Source organism: Mumia sp. Pv4-285, assembly GCF_041320275.1.
GTDB classification, from domain to species: domain Bacteria; phylum Actinomycetota; class Actinomycetes; order Propionibacteriales; family Nocardioidaceae; genus Mumia; species Mumia qirimensis.
On sequence record NZ_CP162023.1, the window covers coordinates 3,641,592 to 3,659,666 of the forward strand.

Consider the following 18,075-nt stretch of genomic DNA (forward strand, 5'->3'; position numbering starts at 1 on the left):
TCAGGGCGCAGCCGGCTTGACGACCGGGGCCGCCTCGCGGACCGGAGCAGGCAGGAGCGGTGTCACCGCGAAGCCTCCGGTCTCGTACGCGGCCGCTGCGCGCACGGCGCCACCGGTGGCCTCGACCGTGAGGTAGGCGACGTCGTCGGCGTCGACCCCGACGCCACCGGCGCCGAACGGGTCGAGCGTCGTCGTCGCGCCGGCGGGCGACTCGAGCTCCGTGTTGCCGACCTCGGTGCCGTCCTCGGCGTGCGCCGTGACCCGGACCGTCGACGGCTGGTCGCCGGCGGGAGTCACCATCAGGCGCGTCGAGCCGGGCGCCAGCGCGCGACCCACCTGAACGGGCACGACCGCGGTGTCCTCCCAGGCGACGGTGGCGACGGAGTAGCCGACGTCGCTGCCGACGGTGGTGCGCACCGAAGCCGTCACGGGTACGTCGGAGGTGAGTCGCACCGCGTACGCGCGGGGGCTGATGTCGGCGGGGAGGCGTACGGAGGTCACCGACTGCGGCGCGACGTCCACCGACTCGAGGCCGGTCGGGGTGAAGAGACCGTCCTTGGTCGCGATCGACAGCCCGACGGTCGCCGTCCGGTCGGAGGGGTTGGCGACCAGCAGCGTCCGGGCGCTGCGTCCCGCGGGGACGCCCGCCACCGTCACGTCGTTCGCCGGGAGCGCGGAGCTGGGGAGGAACTCGCTGCCGGCGGGAGCGGTGACGCCCGACCGCGAGACGTCGACGGCGGCTGCGGCGACCGCGCCGCGACGTACGACGGCACGGACGGCGAGCTCCGGCGAGCCCGACGTGAGCTGCGCGAGCCGGACGACCTTCGAGGTGCCCGGGTCGACGGTGATGCCGCTCGTCCCGACGCCGTCGACCTCGCCCGCGTCGCCGTACAGGGTGAGGTCGACGACGCCCGGCGACGTCGACGTGTTCGTCAGCACCAGCGCGGTGCTGTGCTCAGCGGTGCTGCCCGCTCCGACGAACCACCGCTCGGGCAGCGGGCGCGGGCACGCGCCGACGGCCAGGCCGCCACCGTCCCCGCTGCTCGCCCTCGCTGCGGAGTACGCCACGGTCCCGGGTGCTTGCGGCCCCGTGACGTCCACGAGCAACGACGCCGTCTTCTGGCCGGCAGCGGCCGTCGCCCACGTCCCGCGCGGTGCATCGGCGAGCGCGGCGACGGGGTCGGCGCCGGGGAGCCGGACGACCGTGCGGGAACCGCCGTCGACCGCCGCACCAGGAAGGGTTCCGACCGCGACGGTGGTCGGCGACGACTCCCCCGCGTGGGTGAATGCGGGGCACCCGTAGGCCAGCATCGAGACCTTCTCGGCCGACGGCGGCGCAGGGGCGTCGCCGCTCGACGCGGTGCGCACCTCGCCGACCACGAGCAGCAGCGCAGCGAGCAGGATGGCGCCGATGACCAGGCGTCCCGACTGGGCGCCCAGCGCGATCGCCGCCGAGGTCGTCTCGACGACCTGGTCCTTGACGCGGCGGCCACCGGCCTTGCGCTTCGGCGTGCGGGGACTCATCGGACCTCCCTCGCTCGACCGGGCGCCGCGGCGATCGTGACGACCACGAGCAGCCCGAGCTGGACGTAGGCCAGGATCGGACGGATCGCCGAGTCCGGTGCATCGACCCGACCCGACTCGGTGGTGAACGTCCACACCCGCGAGCCCTCAGGGCTGCCGGAAGGCTTGAGACCCGGGACGATCTCGAGCGCGTCGACGAGGGCGGGATCGGCAGGTGCCGGGACGTAGATCGCCTGGATGCCGTACTGGCCGATGCGCTCGAGCACGCCGGTGGACGGGTTGGTGAGCAGCCGACGGACGTCGGTGTCGAGGTCGCGGAACGCTTCGGGCGGCGGCATCACGGCTTCGTCACCGAGCCGAGTGCCGTCTCCTGCCACCACCTGCTGGAACACGCCCTCCTCGCGCGACCCGGTGAGGACGAGCGTCGAGGACCCGTCGGCGGCACGGTCCGCGAGATAGGCGGGCACCTCCGTGATCGGGCCCCGCTCGAGCGGGTCGTCGACGCTGCGGACGACCCACCAGCCGGTGGCGAGCAGCGGACCGGCGATCGCGACCACGACCCCGATGGCATAGGCGCGGCGGCGCAGCGGGCGCTCCGCCCACCGCTCGGTCAGGCCGTCTGCCGCCATCCCCGCTGCAGCGGCAAGGGCGGCGACCCACAGCGTGGCGGGCACGCCGACCCATGCGGGTCCGGACGAGATGCCATCGGTGAACCGCGCCCCGGCACCGAGGCTCGCCCAGGCGAGACCCCACAGGCCTGCTGCCCAGGCGACGAGGACGCCGGCCCGGCGATCGGTGCGCATCAGCGCGAGCAGGCCGAGGAGCACCAGCGCTCCGGTCGCGTACGTCGCCGCGCCTGGTCCGCCGGCGTGCCCGAGGGCGAGCTGCCAGGTCGGCGGGTCGAGGTCTCCGACGCCGGCGTCGGCGCGTCCGGCCTCCCACCACCAGGCGCCCGGGTTCAGCGCGCGGGTCCACATCCAGGACCCCAGCAGGGCCCACGGGACCAGCAGCGCCGTGGCGATGCTCGGCCACCCGCGGCGGCGCAGGAGGACCCCGCCGGCGAGGAGCAGCGGCGCGGCGGTCAGCACGTACGTCAGGGGTGCGAACGCGGTCGCCAGCGTCAGCCACAGCCCGAGACGCAGGCCGTCGGTGACCCGAGGACGTGTCGTGAGCAGGTAGGCCGAGTTGACGATCGCGGGGGCGGCGGCGAGTGCCACCACGGAGCCGATCCGACCCTGGGCGACGGCACCGGAGGTCGCCACGAGGATGCCGTAGGTGGCGCCCCACCAGAGCGCGATCCACGGCGAGGCGAACAGTCGGCGCGCGAGGCGGTGGGCGGTCAGTGCGGCGAGGACGGAGCCGGCGAGCAGCACGACGGAGACGGCGAGATCGGCGTTGCCGCCGAAGAGCGTCCCGAGCAGCGCCAGCGGGACCACATAGCCCGGCGCCGCGACGTCGCTGCCGATGCTCACGTCGTGGGAGCCGGACGTGAACAGCGACCACCAGGCTCCGGCGCTGTCCGGTGCCGGGAGCAGCGCGCCGCCGGCCAGGAACCCCGATCCGATCACGGTCCGCGCCGCCACCAGCGCGACGATCGCCAGCATCAGCACCGTCCCGGCCCACGGGTGACGCGACAGGAGCGACCCGCTGACGGGCAGCTCGTCCTCGTCGTCGTCGCGCGCCTCGACCGCGGCGCGGCGCCCGGTCATCTCGGGGGCTGGGCCGACCAGGGTGTTGATGAGCTCGCCGACCGCGTCCAGCCCGTGCCGGTACGGGATCAGGGGCGACGGCAGCAGCCTCTCGCGGACCGACTTCTGGTCCACGCGCGACGCCGCCGCGCGGCGGCGTCGCGCCCGGAACATCGCTCCGGGCCGAAGGTAGACCGCGAGCGTGCCGGCCAGCTCGTCGGCGGCCTCGCGAGGCGCCTTCGCGACGAGCAGCGCGAGGGTGCGGAGCACGGAGCCGAGCAGGAGCCGGACCGACTGCCACAGGAATCCGGGGCGGCTCGCGTTGGCGAGCAGCGTGTAGACGGCCGCCCGGCGCAGGTCACGGCGCGGGCGGCGCGCGATCGACCCGACGCGTACGGCGGTCGCGGACGCCTCGACGTGGAAGGCCACCGCCGCAGGCACGACCCGGACCCGGTAGCCACGGCGTGCGGCCCGCCAGCCGAGGTCGATGTCGTCGAAGAAGAGCGGGAGCTGCGGGTCGAAGCCGCCGAGGTCGTCCAGCACGCGGCGGCGTACGAGCATCCCTGCTGTGCTGACCGCGAGCACGTCGTGGGGGCGGTCGTGCTGGCCCTGGTCGGGCTCACCGCGCTCCAGCCCGGTCTCGCGCGCTCCCGTGCCGGTCACCGTCACCCCGACCTCGAGCAGCCGCTTCAGCGACGGCCACTCGCGCAGCTTCGGGCCGACGATGCCGATGTCCTCGGACTGCGTCGCCTGGTCGAGCAGGTGGGCGAGGGCGTCCGGACCGGGCGACGAGTCGTCGTGGAGCAGCCACACCCACTCGGTCTGCTGGGCACCGTCGAGCGCCACGCGGACCGCGTCGCCGAAGCCGGTGCCTGCCGGCGCCGTACGGATGGACGCCGGGTGGAGGTAGCGGCCGAGGATCTCGCGCGTCTCGTCAGTGGACGCCACGTCGACGGCGACGACCGCGTTCGGCAGGTGGGGCAGGGACGCCAGCGCGTCGAGAACCTGGGGAAGCCAGCGAGCGCCGTTGCGGCACACGATCACGGCGGTGACGCCAGGGGGCGAGGAGATCCACTCGCGGGAAGGGACCAAGCCCTCGTCGACGCCTTCGAACATAGGTTGGCGAGTCTAGCCGTGCCGATCCAGGGGCTTCCGCGGGGTACGCGCCGCATGCACGCACCCCCGCAGCGACGGGCCGATCGGCACCGTCGGCCCGTCGACGAGCGACTGCCGCCCGCCGTCAGGACCGCGCTCTAGATCGCGCGCTTCTTGAGCTTTCGTCGCTCGCGCTCGGACAGACCGCCCCAGATCCCGAACCGTTCGTCGTTCTCGAGCGCGTACTCCAGGCACTCGCCGCGCACGTCGCAGGTCAGGCAGACCCGCTTCGCCTCACGTGTCGAGCCGCCCTTCTCCGGGAAGAATGCCTCCGGGTCGGTCTGCGCGCACAAGGCGCGGTCCTGCCAACCCATCTCCTCGGCGTCTGCTTGGAAGATGTCTTCCATCAGTCTCGCCTCCTACCCCTCGTGATTCCCCGTGGCCAGCGCCGCCCGTGCCCTGGTGCTGGCTCGCGACCCCTCGCGAGCCGGTGACCCGGGAGCTGGAGAGCCCCTGAATCGTGCACCTGGGAAGTCCAAGAGGACGACACTAGTGAAATTACATGCCTGTCAATACCCATCCGTCAAGCCGAGTGGTGCTAATGCGAAGGCCCGTACCTGTGGTACGGGCCTTCGAGAGTGATGGAGATCGCGTCAGGAAGGGCTTCCCGGCGACCACCAGGACGTGGTCCGTGAGCCGTCGTCGCCACGGTCGTCGTCGTTGTCGGCGGCCGGGCGCTCGCCCGACTCCGAACCCGTCGACGCGTCGGCCGCGTTCGGGTCGGTGGTGTCGAACGTGGGCTCCGTCGCCGGCGGGTCGAAGGTCGCGTTGCCGAAGCGGGCGTACGGCTGCTCTGCCTCGGGCTCGGTCGCTCCCCAGCCGCTCGACGGTGCCGGGCTGCCCCACCCCTGCGACGGCTGCTCGGTGCCGTACGGCTGCTGCGCCGGCTGCTGGGTCGGCTGCGACCAGGAAGAGCCGTACTCGGTCGCCGGCTGCCACGCGGGCTGCTCGGTGGCCTCCTGGGCCCACGTGTTCTGGGCCGGCTGGGCGGGCTGCGACCAGCTGTTGTCCTGACCCCATGCGGAGTCCTGCGGCGCGCCCCACGTGGGCTGCTGCTCCTGCTGGGGCGCACCCCAGCCGGGCTGCTGGTCCTGCGCCTGCTGCTGGCCCCACGGGTCCGGCTGCTGCTCGGCCGGGGGCGTCCAGACCGCCGTCGACTGCTCGGCCGGCTCGACGTCGGCCGGGCCGTCCTGCTGCTGAGGGGCCTGCTGCTCGGGCTGCGCCACGTGCTGCGGGGCCGCGTGCTGCGGCTGGGACCACGACACCTGCTGGGCGCCTTCTGCGGCGGCGTAGCCGGCGGCACCGGCGGCGTACGGCTGCCAGCCCTGCTGGGCCGACTGCTGCGACGCTGCCTGCGGCTGCTGCCAGCCGGCCTGCTCGCTGCCGCCCCACTGCTGCGCGGGCGCGGCCGGCCAGCCCTGCTGCTGGCCGCCCTGCTGCTGGGCCCAGGGACCCTGCTGCTGGCCGCCCCAGGCCTGGGGCTGCTGCTGGCGCACCGGCGCGGGAAGCGAGCCGAGGACGAGGACGCCGGCGAAGATCGCCAGTCCGCTCAGGGCGAGGGTGGCGAGCTGCACGATCGCGAGCGAAGCCTTGCCCTGGAGGAGGTCGGTCGAGAGCATCGAGAAGAACCCCCACAGCCCGAGCACCACGCCGACTCCGAGGACGGAGATCGCAGCGATCGTGATCAGGCGCGCGTGCGAGCTCGAGGCGTCCTTGCGCGGGGCGGCGATCGCGACGGCGAGGACGACCAGCAGGACCGGTCCGACGCCGAGGGTGCCGTCGAGCGTGCGGTCGTCGAGCAGCGCGATGAACGTCGCGAGCAGTGTCGCGGCGACCACGCCGAGCAGCGCGAAGGAGAAGATGTCGCGGTAGGTACGCAGTGAGTCGGTCACGGATCCCCATCTCGTGGTTCGGGGGCAGAGCATGGTTCGGGGGCAGAGCACGGCCCTGGTCCCCACGGACGGACCTACCCTACGCAGCAACGGGTGCAGGAGTCTCCCCCGGGCGTGCAGGACCACCCTGTCGAGAAGGGACAATGGGCCCATGAGGATCACTGTTCTGTCCGGAGGGATCGGCGGCGCGACGTTCGTCCGCGGTCTTCTCGACGAGGTCGACGACGCCGATGTCACGGTCGTCGGCAACACTGCCGACGACATCTGGCTGTTCGGCCTCAAGGTGTGCCCGGACCTCGACACCCTCATGTACACGCTCGGGGGCGGCATCGATCCCGTGCGCCGCTGGGGCCGCGCCGACGAGTCGTGGAGCGTCAAGGAAGAGCTCGCCGCGTACGGCGCGCAGCCGACGTGGTTCGGTCTCGGGGACCGTGACGTCGCGACCCACCTCGTGCGGACCCAGATGCTCCAGGCCGGGTACGCGCTCAGCGACGTCACGCGCGCGCTCTGCGTGCGGTGGGAGCCGGGGGTGACCCTGATCCCGATGACCGACGACCGGGTCGAGACGCACATCGTCGTAGACGATCCGAATCAGCAGAGCGTCGTAGACGATCCGAATCAGCAGAGCGTCGTAGACGATCCGAATCAGCAGAGCGTCGTAGACGATCCGAATCAGCAGAGCGTCGTAGACGATCCGAATCAGCAGAGCGTCGTAGACGATCCGAATCAGCAGAGCGTCGTAGAGGACGGCGGGCAGCGCAGCGCGATCCACTTCCAGGAGTACTGGGTACGGCACCGCGCGGCGATCCCCGCCCACGACGTCGTGATGATCGGGATCGAGGACGCGAAGCCCGCACCCGGCGTCGTCGAGGCCATCGCCACGGCCGACGTCGTGATCGTCCCGCCGTCGAACCCGGTCGTGTCCGTCGGCCCGATCCTCGCGGTCCCGGGCATCGCCGACGCGCTGCGGGCGACCCGCGCGCCGGTGGTCGGTGTGTCTCCCATCATCGGGACGGGGGCCGTGCGGGGCATGGCCGACCAGCTGCTGACCGCGCTCGGGGTCGAGGTGAGCGCCGGTGCGGTCGGCGCCCGGTACGGCGCGCGTACGGCGGGTGGGGTCCTCGACGGCTGGCTCGTCGACACGTCCGACGCGAGCCAGGTGCCGACACTCGAGGCAACGGGGCTGACCACCCGCGTCGTCCCGCTCTACATGTCCGACCCGGCCACAACGCGGACGCTCGCGGCCGACACGCTCGCGCTCGCGCGTGAGATCGGCGACGCCCGATGAGCCTCACGCTGTGGCCGGTGACCGGCGTCGGCGAGGTCGGCGCCGGTGACGACCTCGTCCACCTGCTTCTCGGTCGCCTCGACGAGCCGCTCCGCGACGGCGACGTCGTCGTGATCACCAGCAAGATCGTCAGCAAGGCTCTGGGCCTCGTCTCGACGGCCGACCGCGAGACCGTCATCGACGACGAGACCGTACGCGTCGTCGCGCGACGCGGCCCGACCCGCATCGTGCGCAACCCCGCCGGTCTGACGATGGCGGCCGCCGGGGTCGACGCCAGCAACACCGTGCCGGGGACCGTCCTCACGCTGCCGCGCGACCCCGACGGCGAGGCGCTCGCGCTCCGTCGGCGCCTGCAGCGGCGCGCCGGGGTCGAGGTCGGCGTGGTGCTCTCGGACACCGCCGGCCGTGCCTGGCGCACGGGCCAGACCGACATCGCGATCGGGAGCGCCGGCCTGAAGGTCGTCGACTCGCTGTCCGGCACCCTGGACACCTACGGCAACGCGCTGCAGGTCACCGAGCGCGCGATCGCCGACGAGATCGCCGGAGCGGCCGAGCTGGTCGCCGGCAAGACCGGACGCACCCCGTTCGTGGTGGTCCGCGGTCTCCCGAGGCACTGGGTCGGAGACCACTGGGCGTCGGCCCGTGCCGGCGCCAAGGACCTGCTGCGTCCGGACGACGAGGACATGTTCGGCCTGGGAGCTCGTGATGCGGTCGAGGTCGCGCTGGGGTCGGACGTGCCGCTCGGTTTCCCGAGCGCACCGCCGGACGCACTCGAGCGGGTACGGGACCTCGCGTCAGCCGATCCTGCGCTGGTCGATGTCGAGATCGTCGACGACGCGATCCGTGTGACGGCGCGCAGCGACGCCGCGGACGCGCTGATCGAGGCGGGGCGCGTGGCCGAGCGGCTACGGGTCGCGGCCCGCGCGCACCGCGTCGTGCACCGTGTCGAGGTTCGGGCCACCGTCGCCTCCGGCCGTTAAAGTTGGCAGCGTGACACTTGCCGAGCTGCTCGCCGACGCCGCACGGACCGACGCCTCACGCCCGGTCGTGACGTACTACGACCTCGAGACCGGCGAACGCGTCGAGCTGAGCGTCACGACCGCCGCCAACTGGGTCGCCAAGACCGCCAACATGCTGCAGGACACCCTCGGCACCGACGACGACACGACGGTCGACGTCCTGCTGCCCCTGCACTGGGAGACCGTCGTCTGGCTGCTCGCCTGCTGGGTCGCGGGGTGCGCCGTCAGCGTGCGGCCCGGCGACAGGATCGTCGTCGTCGGTCCGGACGATCTCGACATCGCGGGCAGCCAGGGCGCCGACGACGTCGTCGCCCTCTCCCTGCGCCCGCTCGGGGGTCGGTTCACCACGCCGCTCCCGCCCGGCGTCATCGACTACAACGCCGAGGTCCCGTCGCACGGTGACCGGTTCGTCGCCTACTACCCACCTACCGACAGCTCGCCGGCCGTGCGTGATGACGGCGACATGCTGACGCACGCCGATCTCGTGGCCGAGACGGCGGCCCGTTACCCGGACGGGTCCCGGGTGATGCTGGTCGGCAACCGCGACGCGGTGCCGCTGCTGCACGTGGTCCCGGCCGTCCTCCACGCGACAGGGTCGCTGGTGCTCGTGCGTTCCGCCGACCCTGAGGCCGACAGCGACCGGATCGCGGCGATCGCCGAGACCGAGCGCGTCACCGTACGCTGACGTCCGCTCAGCAGGCCGACGCGAGGTCCTCGGAGTCGTTCACCTTCGCGGACCGTCGCTTGTCCGGGTCGGGGTCGGCCTTCTGGTCGCCCGCCTTGGTCGCCTTGGCCGAGGACGGCGCAGCTGTCGCCGTCGGGCCCGACTCCGAGCGGTCGACCGCCTTCTCGACCATCGCGCGGATCTTCTTGAAGTTCGGGTCGCCCGTATCGACGGCCGGCGGTACGAGGGACACCGTCGAGATCTTCGCCCCGCGGGCCTTCAGCGCGAGCTCGACGAAGGTGTCGAGCTCGCCTGCCGGGATGTCCGTGCTCAGCATCTTCTTGCTCGACTCGGCGATGCCGGTGGCCTTGAGGAGGACGGTGTTGGGGTCGAGCTGCTGGAGCATCGCGTTCATCACGCACTTCTGGCGAGCCATGCGGGAGTAGTCGGAGTTCTGCACGCGGCTGCGGGAGTACCAGAGGGCCTCCTTGCCGTCGAGCACCTGGCGACCCTTCGGGATCCAGCCGGTGATCGGTGATCCGATGCCGCCGATCGCCGTCCGCTGGCGGACCCGGACCTTGACGCCGCCGACCGCGTCGACGAGCGAGGCGAAGCCCTTCATGTTGATCATCACGTGGTAGCTGATCGGGAGACCGGTGATCTCCTCGACCGCGGCCTGCGTCGCCGCGACGCCCTCGTGCCCCTTGCCGCCGAACAGGTCGGGGTGGTCGTCCGCCCACGTGTTGACGCTGTTCAGGTAGCAGCCCTCGCAGTCGAACCCGTCGGGGAACTCCTCGTGCATCGGGAAGTCCTCCGGGAACGGCACGTCGGCCAGGTTGCGCGGCAGCCCGACCAGCACGGTGTCGCCGGTGTCGGCGTCGATGCTGGCAACGGTGATCGAGTCCGGGCGGAGACCGTCACGGCCCTTGCCCGAGTCGCCGCCGAGCAGCAGCACGTTGTAGCGGCCGCCGTCGGCCTCGTGCACGACGGAGCTGCCGAAGACCGTGGTGATGAAGTCCTTCTGGACCGCCATCAGGTTCGACGCGACGAAGAGCAGTCCCGCGGTGACGAAGCAGAGCATGCCCGTCACGCCGCTCAGCGCGAGCCGGTGGCCGCGGTCGAGACGCAGCGGCGCTCCGAGGCGCCACGCGTCCGCGAACAGCGCGACCCAGCCCAGTGCCAGCGCGATCAGGCCGAACCGGAGCAGCCAGAGCATCCACGGCGTGGTGAGGATCGAGATGACGATGCCCCGGTCGAGCAGCCCGAGAAGGACGACGAGCGCGACGACGGCCCACAGCGCCGCCCAGACGCGCAGGGCGATCCTGCCCACCCGGCGGTTGCCCGCGACGAGCTGTGCCGATCCGGGTGCGACGAGCGTCATCAGCATCAACGACAACGCGCGCCGGAAGCGTACGCGCGCCGATGCGAGCTCGGCCGGCGTCCGGGCGTAGCCGTCTGCGTGGTCGGACATGACCCCCCGTGCTGTCGTCGTCGTGCGGCGCCCCGCTGACTCGGGGACGCCCCGTCAGTATCACCAGCGGCCCCGCCGACGCTGCGACGACGCGCCGATGACTCCGCGGGCCGAGAACGGGCGTCCGGTACCTTCGAACGCATGCCCGATCCCGATCCGCGCCGCGGCGACGGTGGCGACTACCAGTGGCTGTACGGCCCTGACGACGACGCCACCAAGGTTGTGCGACCCCCGTCGTCGCAGCCGACCGGACCCTACGGAGCTGCTCCGTACGGTGGCCCTGGCCCGCAGCAGACCGGCCCGGCCCCCCAGCAGCAGCCGTCGAACCTGCCGCCGATGCAGTTCCCCGACCAGCGACCGCCCGCGGGTGGCTCGCGGTCGGGCCGTTCGGGTGGCGGCGGCGGGTGGTGGCGACGCTGGCTGCGTCCTCGCCGGCTCATCCCGCTGCTCCTCGGAGCGTGGCTGGTGTTCCTGATCGCCGTCCCGATCTGGGCGTGGGGCAAGATCGAGAAGGTCGACGCGACGCCCGACGGCGAACGCCCTGCCGAGCAGGGCGGCACGACCTACCTCCTGGTCGGCTCGGACAGCCGCGAGGGTCTGACCGCCGCACAGCGCAAGGAGCTGCGGACCGGCGACGCCGAGGGCCGCCGTACCGACACGATCATGCTCATGCACGTCGGCAGCGGTCCGACGACCCTTGTGTCGATCCCGCGCGACTCGATCGTGCCGATCCCGGGGTATGGGCGGACGAAGATCAACGCCGCGTACGCCTATGGCGGACCGAAGCTGCTCGTCGAGACGCTGGAGCAGTCCACCGGCGTCCGGATCGACGACTACGTCGAGATCGGCTTCGGCGGCTTCGTCAACATGGTCGACGCCGTCGGCGGCGTCGAGATCTGCCCCAAGCAGCGGATCAAGGACAAGGACGCCGGCCTGAACATCAAGAAGGGCTGCCAGGAGGTCGACGGGGCGACGGCCCTCGGATATGCACGCTCTCGCCACACCTACGCGTCGCAGGACCTGCAGCGCGTCCAGTCCCAGCGCGAGGTGCTCGGCGCGATCGCGGGCGAGGTGAAGACGCCGTCGACGTTCCTCAACCCGTTCCGCTACGCCGGCGTCGTGAGCTCCGCGACCGGCTCCTTGCGCATCGGCGACAATGTCGGCCCCCTCTCGCTCGGGCGGTTCGCCTGGAACCTGTCCGGCGCGATGGGCGGCTCCGGCCTCAACTGCACGGTCCCGATCGCCGACGCGTCGGTGCGGTGGGACAAGAAGCGTGCGTTGGAGCTTTTCGGCTACATCAAGGCCGACGAGACCGACAAGATCACCAAGGCGGTCTGCACCAAGGACGGGCTCCAGCACTGACGTGACGCCGGGGAGGCGGATCGCGGTCGGCCCCCGCCGGAAGAGCAGGCCGTCCAGCTCGACGACGACTGGGCGAGATCGACGTCCCGGTGCGCCTGTGTCGATGTCGTGCAGCACCGAATCGATCCACCTCCGGCGGGTCGCGGCCGGCGCGCAGCGAGGATCTTGCGCGACGGACGAGACGGCGTCCACAGGTGTTCACGCGAACGAGGACGGCGGTAGTCCACGGTCGGATTCTGACCGTGGGCTACCGCCGTACGGGGTGACCTCAGAGCTCGGACTGGATCCCGGCCAGGAGCTGGCGGGCCATGACGATCCGCTGGACCTGGTTCGTGCCCTCGTAGATCTGGGTGATCTTCGCGTCGCGCATCATGCGCTCGACCGGGTAGTCGCGGGTGAAGCCGTAGCCGCCCAGCAGCTGCACCGCGTCGGTCGTCACCTGCATCGCCGTGTCCGACGCGAAAGCCTTGGCGGCCGCGCCGAAGAACGTCAGGTCCTTGTCGCCACGCTCGCTGCGCCCGGCCGCGGCGTACGTGATCTGGCGGGCCGCCTCGACCTTCATGCCCATGTCGGCCAGCATGAACTGGAGACCCTGGAACTCGGCGACCGCCTTGCCGAACTGCTGACGCTCCTTGACGTAGCCGATCGCGTAGTCGAGCGCACCCTGGGCGACGCCGACCGCCTGGGCGGCGATCGTGACTCGGGTGTGGTCGAGGGTCCGCATCGCGGTCGCGAATCCGGTGCCCTCGGCGCCGATCATGCGGTCCGCCGGGATCCGGACGTTGTCGAGGTAGACCTCGCGGGTCGGCGAGCCCTTGATGCCGAGCTTCTTCTCGGGCGCCCCGAACGACACGCCCTCGTCGCTCTTCTCGACGACGAACGCGCTGATGCCCTTCGACCGCTTCTCGGGGTCGCTCACCGCCATCACGGTGTAGAAGTCGGACTCGCCCGCGTTGGTGATCCAGCGCTTGACGCCATTGAGCACCCAGGAGTCGCCGTCGCGGACCGCGCGCGTCTTCATGCCGGCCGCATCGCTGCCGGCATCGGGCTCGGAGAGCGCGTACGAGAACATCGACGTGCCGGCTGCGAGCGGCGTGAGGTACTTCTGCTTGAGCTCCTCGCTGCCCGCGAGGATGACCGGCAGGCTGCCCAGCTTGTTGACCGCGGGGATCAACGAGGACGAGACGCAGGCGCGCGAGACCTCTTCGATCACCAGCACCGTCGCCAACGCGTCAGCGCCGGCGCCGCCGTACTGCTCGGCGACGTGCGGTGCATGGAAGTCGGACGCGACCAGCACGTCGTACGCCTCCTGCGGGAAGCGCGCCTCCTCGTCGACGGCGGCGGCGAACGGGGCGACCTTGGCGTCGCAGACCGCACGGACGGCTTCGCGGATGGCCTGGTGCTCTTCGGACAAGGCGTACATGGGCTGGTCGTTGGTCACGCCCCCATGCTAATGAGTGTTAACCGGCCACCGGCAGGGCCCTAGGCTGGGGCCATGACAGCGACCGTCCCTCCGCCCGCCTCCACCACCGAGATCACGTCCGCCGAGCAGCTCCGCGCCGTCGTCGGGCATCCGCTCCAGCCGGTGATCGACAAGGTGCGCGCCGAGCTGGAGGACGACCACGTCGACTGGCTGGGCGCGTCGCCGTTCTGCCTCGTGGCGACCTCCGACGCGACCGGTCGCGTCGATGTCTCGCCGAAGGGTGATCCCGGCGGGATCGGCTACGTCGTCGACCGCACCACGGTCGCGATCCCCGAACGCCCGGGCAACAAGCGGGTCGACGGGTTCCTCAACGTCCTCGAGAACCCGCACGCCGGCCTGCTCTTCGTCGTGCCCGGCCGCGGCGACACGCTACGGATCAACGGGCGCGCCCGCATCGTGTCGGACGCCCCGTACTTCGACGACCTCGTCGTCAAGGGGCACCGTCCGATCCTGGCGCTGGAGGTCGCGATCGAGGAGGTGTTCTTCCACTGCGCGAAGGCGTTCCTGCGCTCACAGCTCTGGAAGCAGGAAAGCTGGCACCCCGAGGTGCTGGCGACCCGCGCGCAGATCGCCAAGCGCCTCGAGCGACGTGAGGAGTCGCTCGAGGCACTGGAGGCGTACTACGGCGAGGCGTACTCGAAGAACCTCTACTGATCAGCCGATCAGCTGCATGTTGCCCGTGATCGGCGCCTGCGGGTAGCACCAGACACGGTGCTGCCTCGCGGGCTCCAGCTTGTTCATGACGATCTGCGCGACGTTCTTGGAGTACGTGATCGATAGGTGCTCGGACAGGTCGATCCCGCAGACGTCCTGGAGGTGGATGTTGTCGACCGCCGACCCGCCACCGACGATGTACGCCTGGCGCCACGGGGTGACCACCTCGTCGTACTGCGTCGCGATCACGGTGTAGTCGATCCCCGGCACGGTCTCGCCGGCGTCGTTGAGCTGCTGGTAGAACGGTGACTGCGGCGCAGGGCTCTTGTCCGCCTGCTGCTGGGCCGCGGGCATGTTGACCAGCTCGAGCAGATCCATCGCAAGGCCGAAGAGGCGCAGCGTCTTGCCGAGCTCGGTGATGCCGGACAGCGTCGTCGGGTGGTTCGACGGCGCGATCCCGATGACCTGGTCGACCTTGGCGGCACCCCCGATCTTGTTGGCGTAGAAGCGTGCGGTCGCGCCGCCCTGCGAGTGGCCGACGAGGTCGACCTTCTCCGCACCGGAGGAGGCGAGGACCCGGTCGACGAACGGAGCGAGCTGGTGCGCGCTCTCGATCATGTCGCCCGTGCCGTTGAGGAACGGGATGCCCGTCGAGTTGCCGTAGTTGAGGGCGTACACGCAGTAGCCCTGGTGCTTCAGCACCGGCGAGAGCCCGTTCCAGTTGTTGTACGCGTTCTCCCAGGTGCCGTGGACGAGCACGACCGGGTTCGGGTGCCGGCTGCTCGGCCGGCACGACCAGTCGTTGGCGCCGATCGGGTTGAGGTTCGGCGCGATCAGCGTCTTGCCGAAGGCGGCCGGGAAGGATGAGTCCTCCCCCAACGGAGCGAACCGCATCGGGCGTGGCAGCGGATTGACCCAGGCCGCCTCGGCAGGCGCGGGAACGGTGACGAAGGCGAGCAGCAGCGCGGCGAACGCAGCGAGCAGACGGGGGAATCGCGAGTTGGCAAGGGCAGGAGCTTTCACGGAACGTCACCTCGGGTCGGCGGGTGACGCCGGCGTCCGACCGGTCGGCGAACACCGAGGGAGAGGCGTCGTCAGGACTGTACTGTGACGCCGATCACGCTGTAAAGTCCGCTGTCACAGGCCGTTACATCAAGGTTGGCGAGTCGCTTCACCCCTGACGACCGCGCCCTTGGCGCGTGCCGCGTCGGCCAGGCGTTCCTGGAACGCCACCATCGCCTCGGCGAGCCTGGGATCGGACGCCGCGAGGATGCGCACCGCCAGGAGCCCGGCGTTGCGGGCGTTGCCGACCGCCACCGTCGCCACCGGAACCCCGGCCGGCATCTGCACGATCGACAGCAGCGAGTCCATCCCGTCGAGATATTTCAGCGCGACCGGGACCCCGATCACCGGCAGCGGCGTCACTGCCGCGAGCATGCCGGGGAGGTGTGCCGCTCCCCCGGCACCGGCGACGATCACCCGGAGCCCACGGCCGTGAGCCTCCCGGCCGTACGCGATCATCTCGTCCGGCATCCGGTGGGCGGAGACGACGTCGGCCTCGTACGGGACGCCGAACTCCTCGAGCGCCTCGGCGGCGGCCTTCATCGTGGGCCAGTCGGAGTCCGAGCCCATCACGATGCCGACCTGCGGTGACTCACTCATGCGTCGCTCCTTCGTCGATCTCGTCGTCCAACCGGCCCTCGAACCAGGCTGCGGCGTGGCGTGCCCGCTCGAGCAGGTCGTCGAGGTCGTCGCCGTAGACGTTCACGTGCCCCACCTTGCGGCCCGGCTTCACCGACTTCCCGTACAGGTGGACCTTGAGTCCGGGGTCGCGCGCCATCACGTGCGGGTACGCGTCGTACAGGCGGCCGACCTCACCACCGAGGATGTTGACCATCACCGTGTACGGCGCACGGGCCTGTGGCGACCCGAGCGGGAGATCGAGCACGGCACGCAGGTGGTTCTCGAACTGGCTCGTGCGTGCGCCGTCCATGGTCCAGTGGCCGGTGTTGTGCGGGCGCATCGCGAGCTCGTTGACGAGGACGCGCCCGTCGGCGGTCTCGAACAGCTCGACGGCGAGGATCCCGACCACGTCGAGCTCCCCCGCGACCTTCATCGCCAGCATCTCGGCCTCGGCCGCCAGCTCGGGGGCGAGATCCGGCGCAGGGGCGATCACCTCGCGGCAGATCCCGTTCTCCTGGCGGGACTCGACCACCGGGTACGCCGCAACCTGCCCCGATGCGGAGCGGGCGACCAGCGCGGAGAGCTCGCGACGGAACGCCACGAGCTCCTCGGCGATCAGCGCGACTCCGGCGGCGAAGGCTTCGTGGGCCTCCTCGGCGGACCTGACCACCCACACGCCCTTGCCGTCGTAGCCGCCGCGGGTCGTCTTCACGACCAGGGGATATCCCTCGCCGTCGGCGGCGAACGCGTCGAGGTCGGCCGGGGTCGAGACCGGCGCCCAGCGCGGGCACGCGATGCCCAGCCCGGTGAGGACCTGCCTCATCTCCAGCTTGTCCTGCGCGAACAGCAGCGCGTGCGGGCCCGGACGGCAGGCGTGGCCCTCCGCGTCGAGCGTACGAAGGTGCTCCGGCGGGACGTGCTCGTGGTCGAAGGTGACGACGGCGCAGTCGGCCGCCACCTCACGCAGGGTCGCGAGGTCGCGGTAGTCGCCCACCGTGGTGGCCGGGTTGACCTGGGCCGCGCTCACCTCGGGCCCCTCGGCCAGGAGGCGCACCGGCACCGCCAGGGAGACCGCGGACTGCTCCATCATCCGGGCGAGCTGGCCGCCACCGATGATCGCGAGGACAGGGCTGTCGATGGGGCTCTGCACGGACACATCGTACGGGGCGGACACGGCGCGGAGGCTCCGACGGTCGGGCCGGCCGGGTCGACGGGCGTCAGCCGTTGTAGGACCAGCGGTGGCGGACGGTCAGCGGCGCCACGTTGCCGAAGCCGCGCAGGTTGCGCTGCGCCATCGCCCGGGTCTCGAAGCGGTCGCTCAACCCTGCGGCGGTGGTGTCGTCGATGATCACCCGGTTGCGCCGGGCCACGGCGGTCAGGCGTGCCGCGAGGTTCACCGGCGGGCCGTACACGTCACCGAGCCGCGAGATGACCGGCCCGGTGCCGAGGCCGACGCGGACGTCGGGCAGGCTCCGGTCTCCGCCGATCTCCGCCACGATCGCGAACGCGATGTCGGTGGCGACCTCGGGCGACTCCGCGACGTACAGGACGGAGTCACCGAGCGTCTTGATCGGACGCCCGCCGCCCTCGGTGACGAGGTCGATGCACCGCGTCTCGAACTCCTCGACCAGGTCCGCGAGCCCGTCGTCGTCGAGGCCGTTGGACAGCTTCGTGAACGCGACCAGGTCAGCGAACCCGACCGTGACGACCATCCGCAGGACGTCCTCCTCGTCGGCGGCGAGAGCCTGGGCGCGACCGGCGGAGGCCGCGAGATGGCGCCGCCAGGCATAGACCAGGAGCCGCTCGAACACGGGGCCCATCGTCTGAGCGACGGCACCGGCTCCGGTGGACCACGGGACGCGGTCGGCGGGCTCGGCGGTGCGGTCCTCCAACGCCTCGGCGAGCGTGGAGACCTGCCAGTCGGCCAGACGCGACATGGTCGTGCCCAGCGCCCGGGTGAGCCGGACGACGGTGTCGTCGTCGATGGCGCCGGAGCCGAGGACTGCCTGCACCATCTTCAACGCGTCGACGTCGGCAGGGACGAACGCCTTGGCGTCGAGGGCGTCCGGGAAACCGAGCGCTCGCCAGAGACGGCGCGCCTCCTCGTACGTGACGCCGGCGGCGGCTGCGACCTCGTCGCTGGTGAAGGTGGGATCCGCACCGAGGATGGCGCGGGAGAGCTCGTCGGACAC

15 protein-coding genes are annotated in these 18,075 nt (G+C 71.6%); 5 read left to right on the forward strand and 10 right to left on the reverse strand.

Annotation, left to right across the window (positions count from 1 at the left end):
• The 4 genes from AB3M34_RS17630 to AB3M34_RS17645 all read right to left on the reverse strand — a co-directional run bounded on the left by AB3M34_RS17630 (position 1) and on the right by AB3M34_RS17645 (position 6,259).
• Entirely contained in the window at positions 1-1,524 is a 1,524-nt protein-coding gene (locus AB3M34_RS17630) for a DUF5719 family protein (RefSeq protein ID WP_370615902.1), read from the reverse strand.
• The gene (locus AB3M34_RS17635; RefSeq protein ID WP_370615903.1) at positions 1,521-4,328 is read right to left on the reverse strand and encodes a glycosyltransferase; all 2,808 of its coding nucleotides are present in this window, start codon (positions 4,326-4,328) and stop codon (positions 1,521-1,523) included. Before AB3M34_RS17635 ends, AB3M34_RS17630 begins: the two co-directional genes overlap by 4 nt.
• Before the next feature lie 137 nt (positions 4,329-4,465).
• On the reverse strand, positions 4,466-4,714 hold the full coding sequence (locus AB3M34_RS17640; RefSeq protein ID WP_149770400.1) for a WhiB family transcriptional regulator: 249 nt from the start codon (positions 4,712-4,714) through the stop codon (positions 4,466-4,468).
• A gap of 246 nt (positions 4,715-4,960) precedes the next feature.
• Positions 4,961-6,259 (reverse strand): hypothetical protein, encoded by a 1,299-nt coding sequence (locus tag AB3M34_RS17645; protein ID WP_370615904.1) that lies wholly within the window; start codon positions 6,257-6,259, stop codon positions 4,961-4,963.
• A gap of 151 nt (positions 6,260-6,410) precedes the next feature.
• Here AB3M34_RS17645 and AB3M34_RS17650 point away from each other — a divergent pair, with 151 nt between their 5' ends.
• The 3 genes from AB3M34_RS17650 to AB3M34_RS17660 are packed head-to-tail and all read left to right on the forward strand — an operon-like array spanning position 6,411 to position 9,251.
• Positions 6,411-7,547 carry a 2-phospho-L-lactate transferase gene (locus AB3M34_RS17650; protein WP_370615906.1) on the forward strand — a complete coding sequence of 379 codons (1,137 nt, stop codon included), beginning with the start codon at positions 6,411-6,413 and terminating at the stop codon, positions 7,545-7,547.
• Positions 7,544-8,527: a coenzyme F420-0:L-glutamate ligase gene (gene cofE, locus AB3M34_RS17655; RefSeq protein ID WP_370615907.1), complete on the forward strand. Its 984-nt coding sequence runs from the start codon at positions 7,544-7,546 to the stop codon at positions 8,525-8,527. Before AB3M34_RS17650 ends, cofE begins: the two co-directional genes overlap by 4 nt.
• Before the next feature lie 10 nt (positions 8,528-8,537).
• Entirely contained in the window at positions 8,538-9,251 is a 714-nt protein-coding gene (locus AB3M34_RS17660) for a TIGR03089 family protein (protein WP_370615909.1), read from the forward strand.
• Between the two features lie 7 nt (positions 9,252-9,258).
• On the opposite strand, the gene AB3M34_RS17665 is transcribed toward AB3M34_RS17660, so the two are convergent.
• Positions 9,259-10,701, reverse strand: a complete 1,443-nt coding sequence (locus tag AB3M34_RS17665) for an LCP family protein (protein ID WP_370615911.1) — start codon at positions 10,699-10,701, stop codon at positions 9,259-9,261.
• Between the two features lie 141 nt (positions 10,702-10,842).
• Between AB3M34_RS17665 and AB3M34_RS17670 the strand changes: the two genes are divergently transcribed.
• Positions 10,843-12,063, forward strand: a complete 1,221-nt coding sequence (locus AB3M34_RS17670) for an LCP family protein (protein ID WP_370615912.1) — start codon at positions 10,843-10,845, stop codon at positions 12,061-12,063.
• Positions 12,064-12,331: 268 nt separating this feature from the next.
• Here AB3M34_RS17670 and AB3M34_RS17675 read toward each other — a convergent pair whose 3' ends face one another.
• Positions 12,332-13,486: an acyl-CoA dehydrogenase family protein gene (locus AB3M34_RS17675; protein WP_370620044.1), complete on the reverse strand. Its 1,155-nt coding sequence runs from the start codon at positions 13,484-13,486 to the stop codon at positions 12,332-12,334.
• A gap of 72 nt (positions 13,487-13,558) precedes the next feature.
• Here AB3M34_RS17675 and AB3M34_RS17680 point away from each other — a divergent pair, with 72 nt between their 5' ends.
• Positions 13,559-14,200, forward strand: coding sequence for a pyridoxamine 5'-phosphate oxidase family protein (locus AB3M34_RS17680; protein ID WP_370615914.1), 642 nt, complete (start codon positions 13,559-13,561; stop codon positions 14,198-14,200).
• Here AB3M34_RS17680 and AB3M34_RS17685 read toward each other — a convergent pair whose 3' ends face one another.
• The 4 genes from AB3M34_RS17685 to AB3M34_RS17700 all read right to left on the reverse strand — a co-directional run bounded on the left by AB3M34_RS17685 (position 14,201) and on the right by AB3M34_RS17700 (position 18,075).
• Positions 14,201-15,223: an esterase/lipase family protein gene (locus AB3M34_RS17685; RefSeq protein WP_370615916.1), complete on the reverse strand. Its 1,023-nt coding sequence runs from the start codon at positions 15,221-15,223 to the stop codon at positions 14,201-14,203.
• A 129-nt stretch (positions 15,224-15,352) separates the two neighbouring features.
• Positions 15,353-15,862 (reverse strand): 5-(carboxyamino)imidazole ribonucleotide mutase, encoded by a 510-nt coding sequence (gene purE / locus AB3M34_RS17690; RefSeq protein WP_370615917.1) that lies wholly within the window; start codon positions 15,860-15,862, stop codon positions 15,353-15,355.
• A complete protein-coding gene (locus AB3M34_RS17695; RefSeq protein ID WP_370615919.1) occupies positions 15,855-17,033 on the reverse strand; it encodes a 5-(carboxyamino)imidazole ribonucleotide synthase in 1,179 nt (392 codons plus the stop codon). The genes purE and AB3M34_RS17695 overlap by 8 nt, the downstream gene beginning before the upstream one ends.
• Positions 17,034-17,100: 67 nt before the next feature.
• Complete coding sequence (locus AB3M34_RS17700) at positions 17,101-18,075, reverse strand: adenylate/guanylate cyclase domain-containing protein (RefSeq protein ID WP_370615921.1); 975 nt, start codon at positions 18,073-18,075, stop codon at positions 17,101-17,103.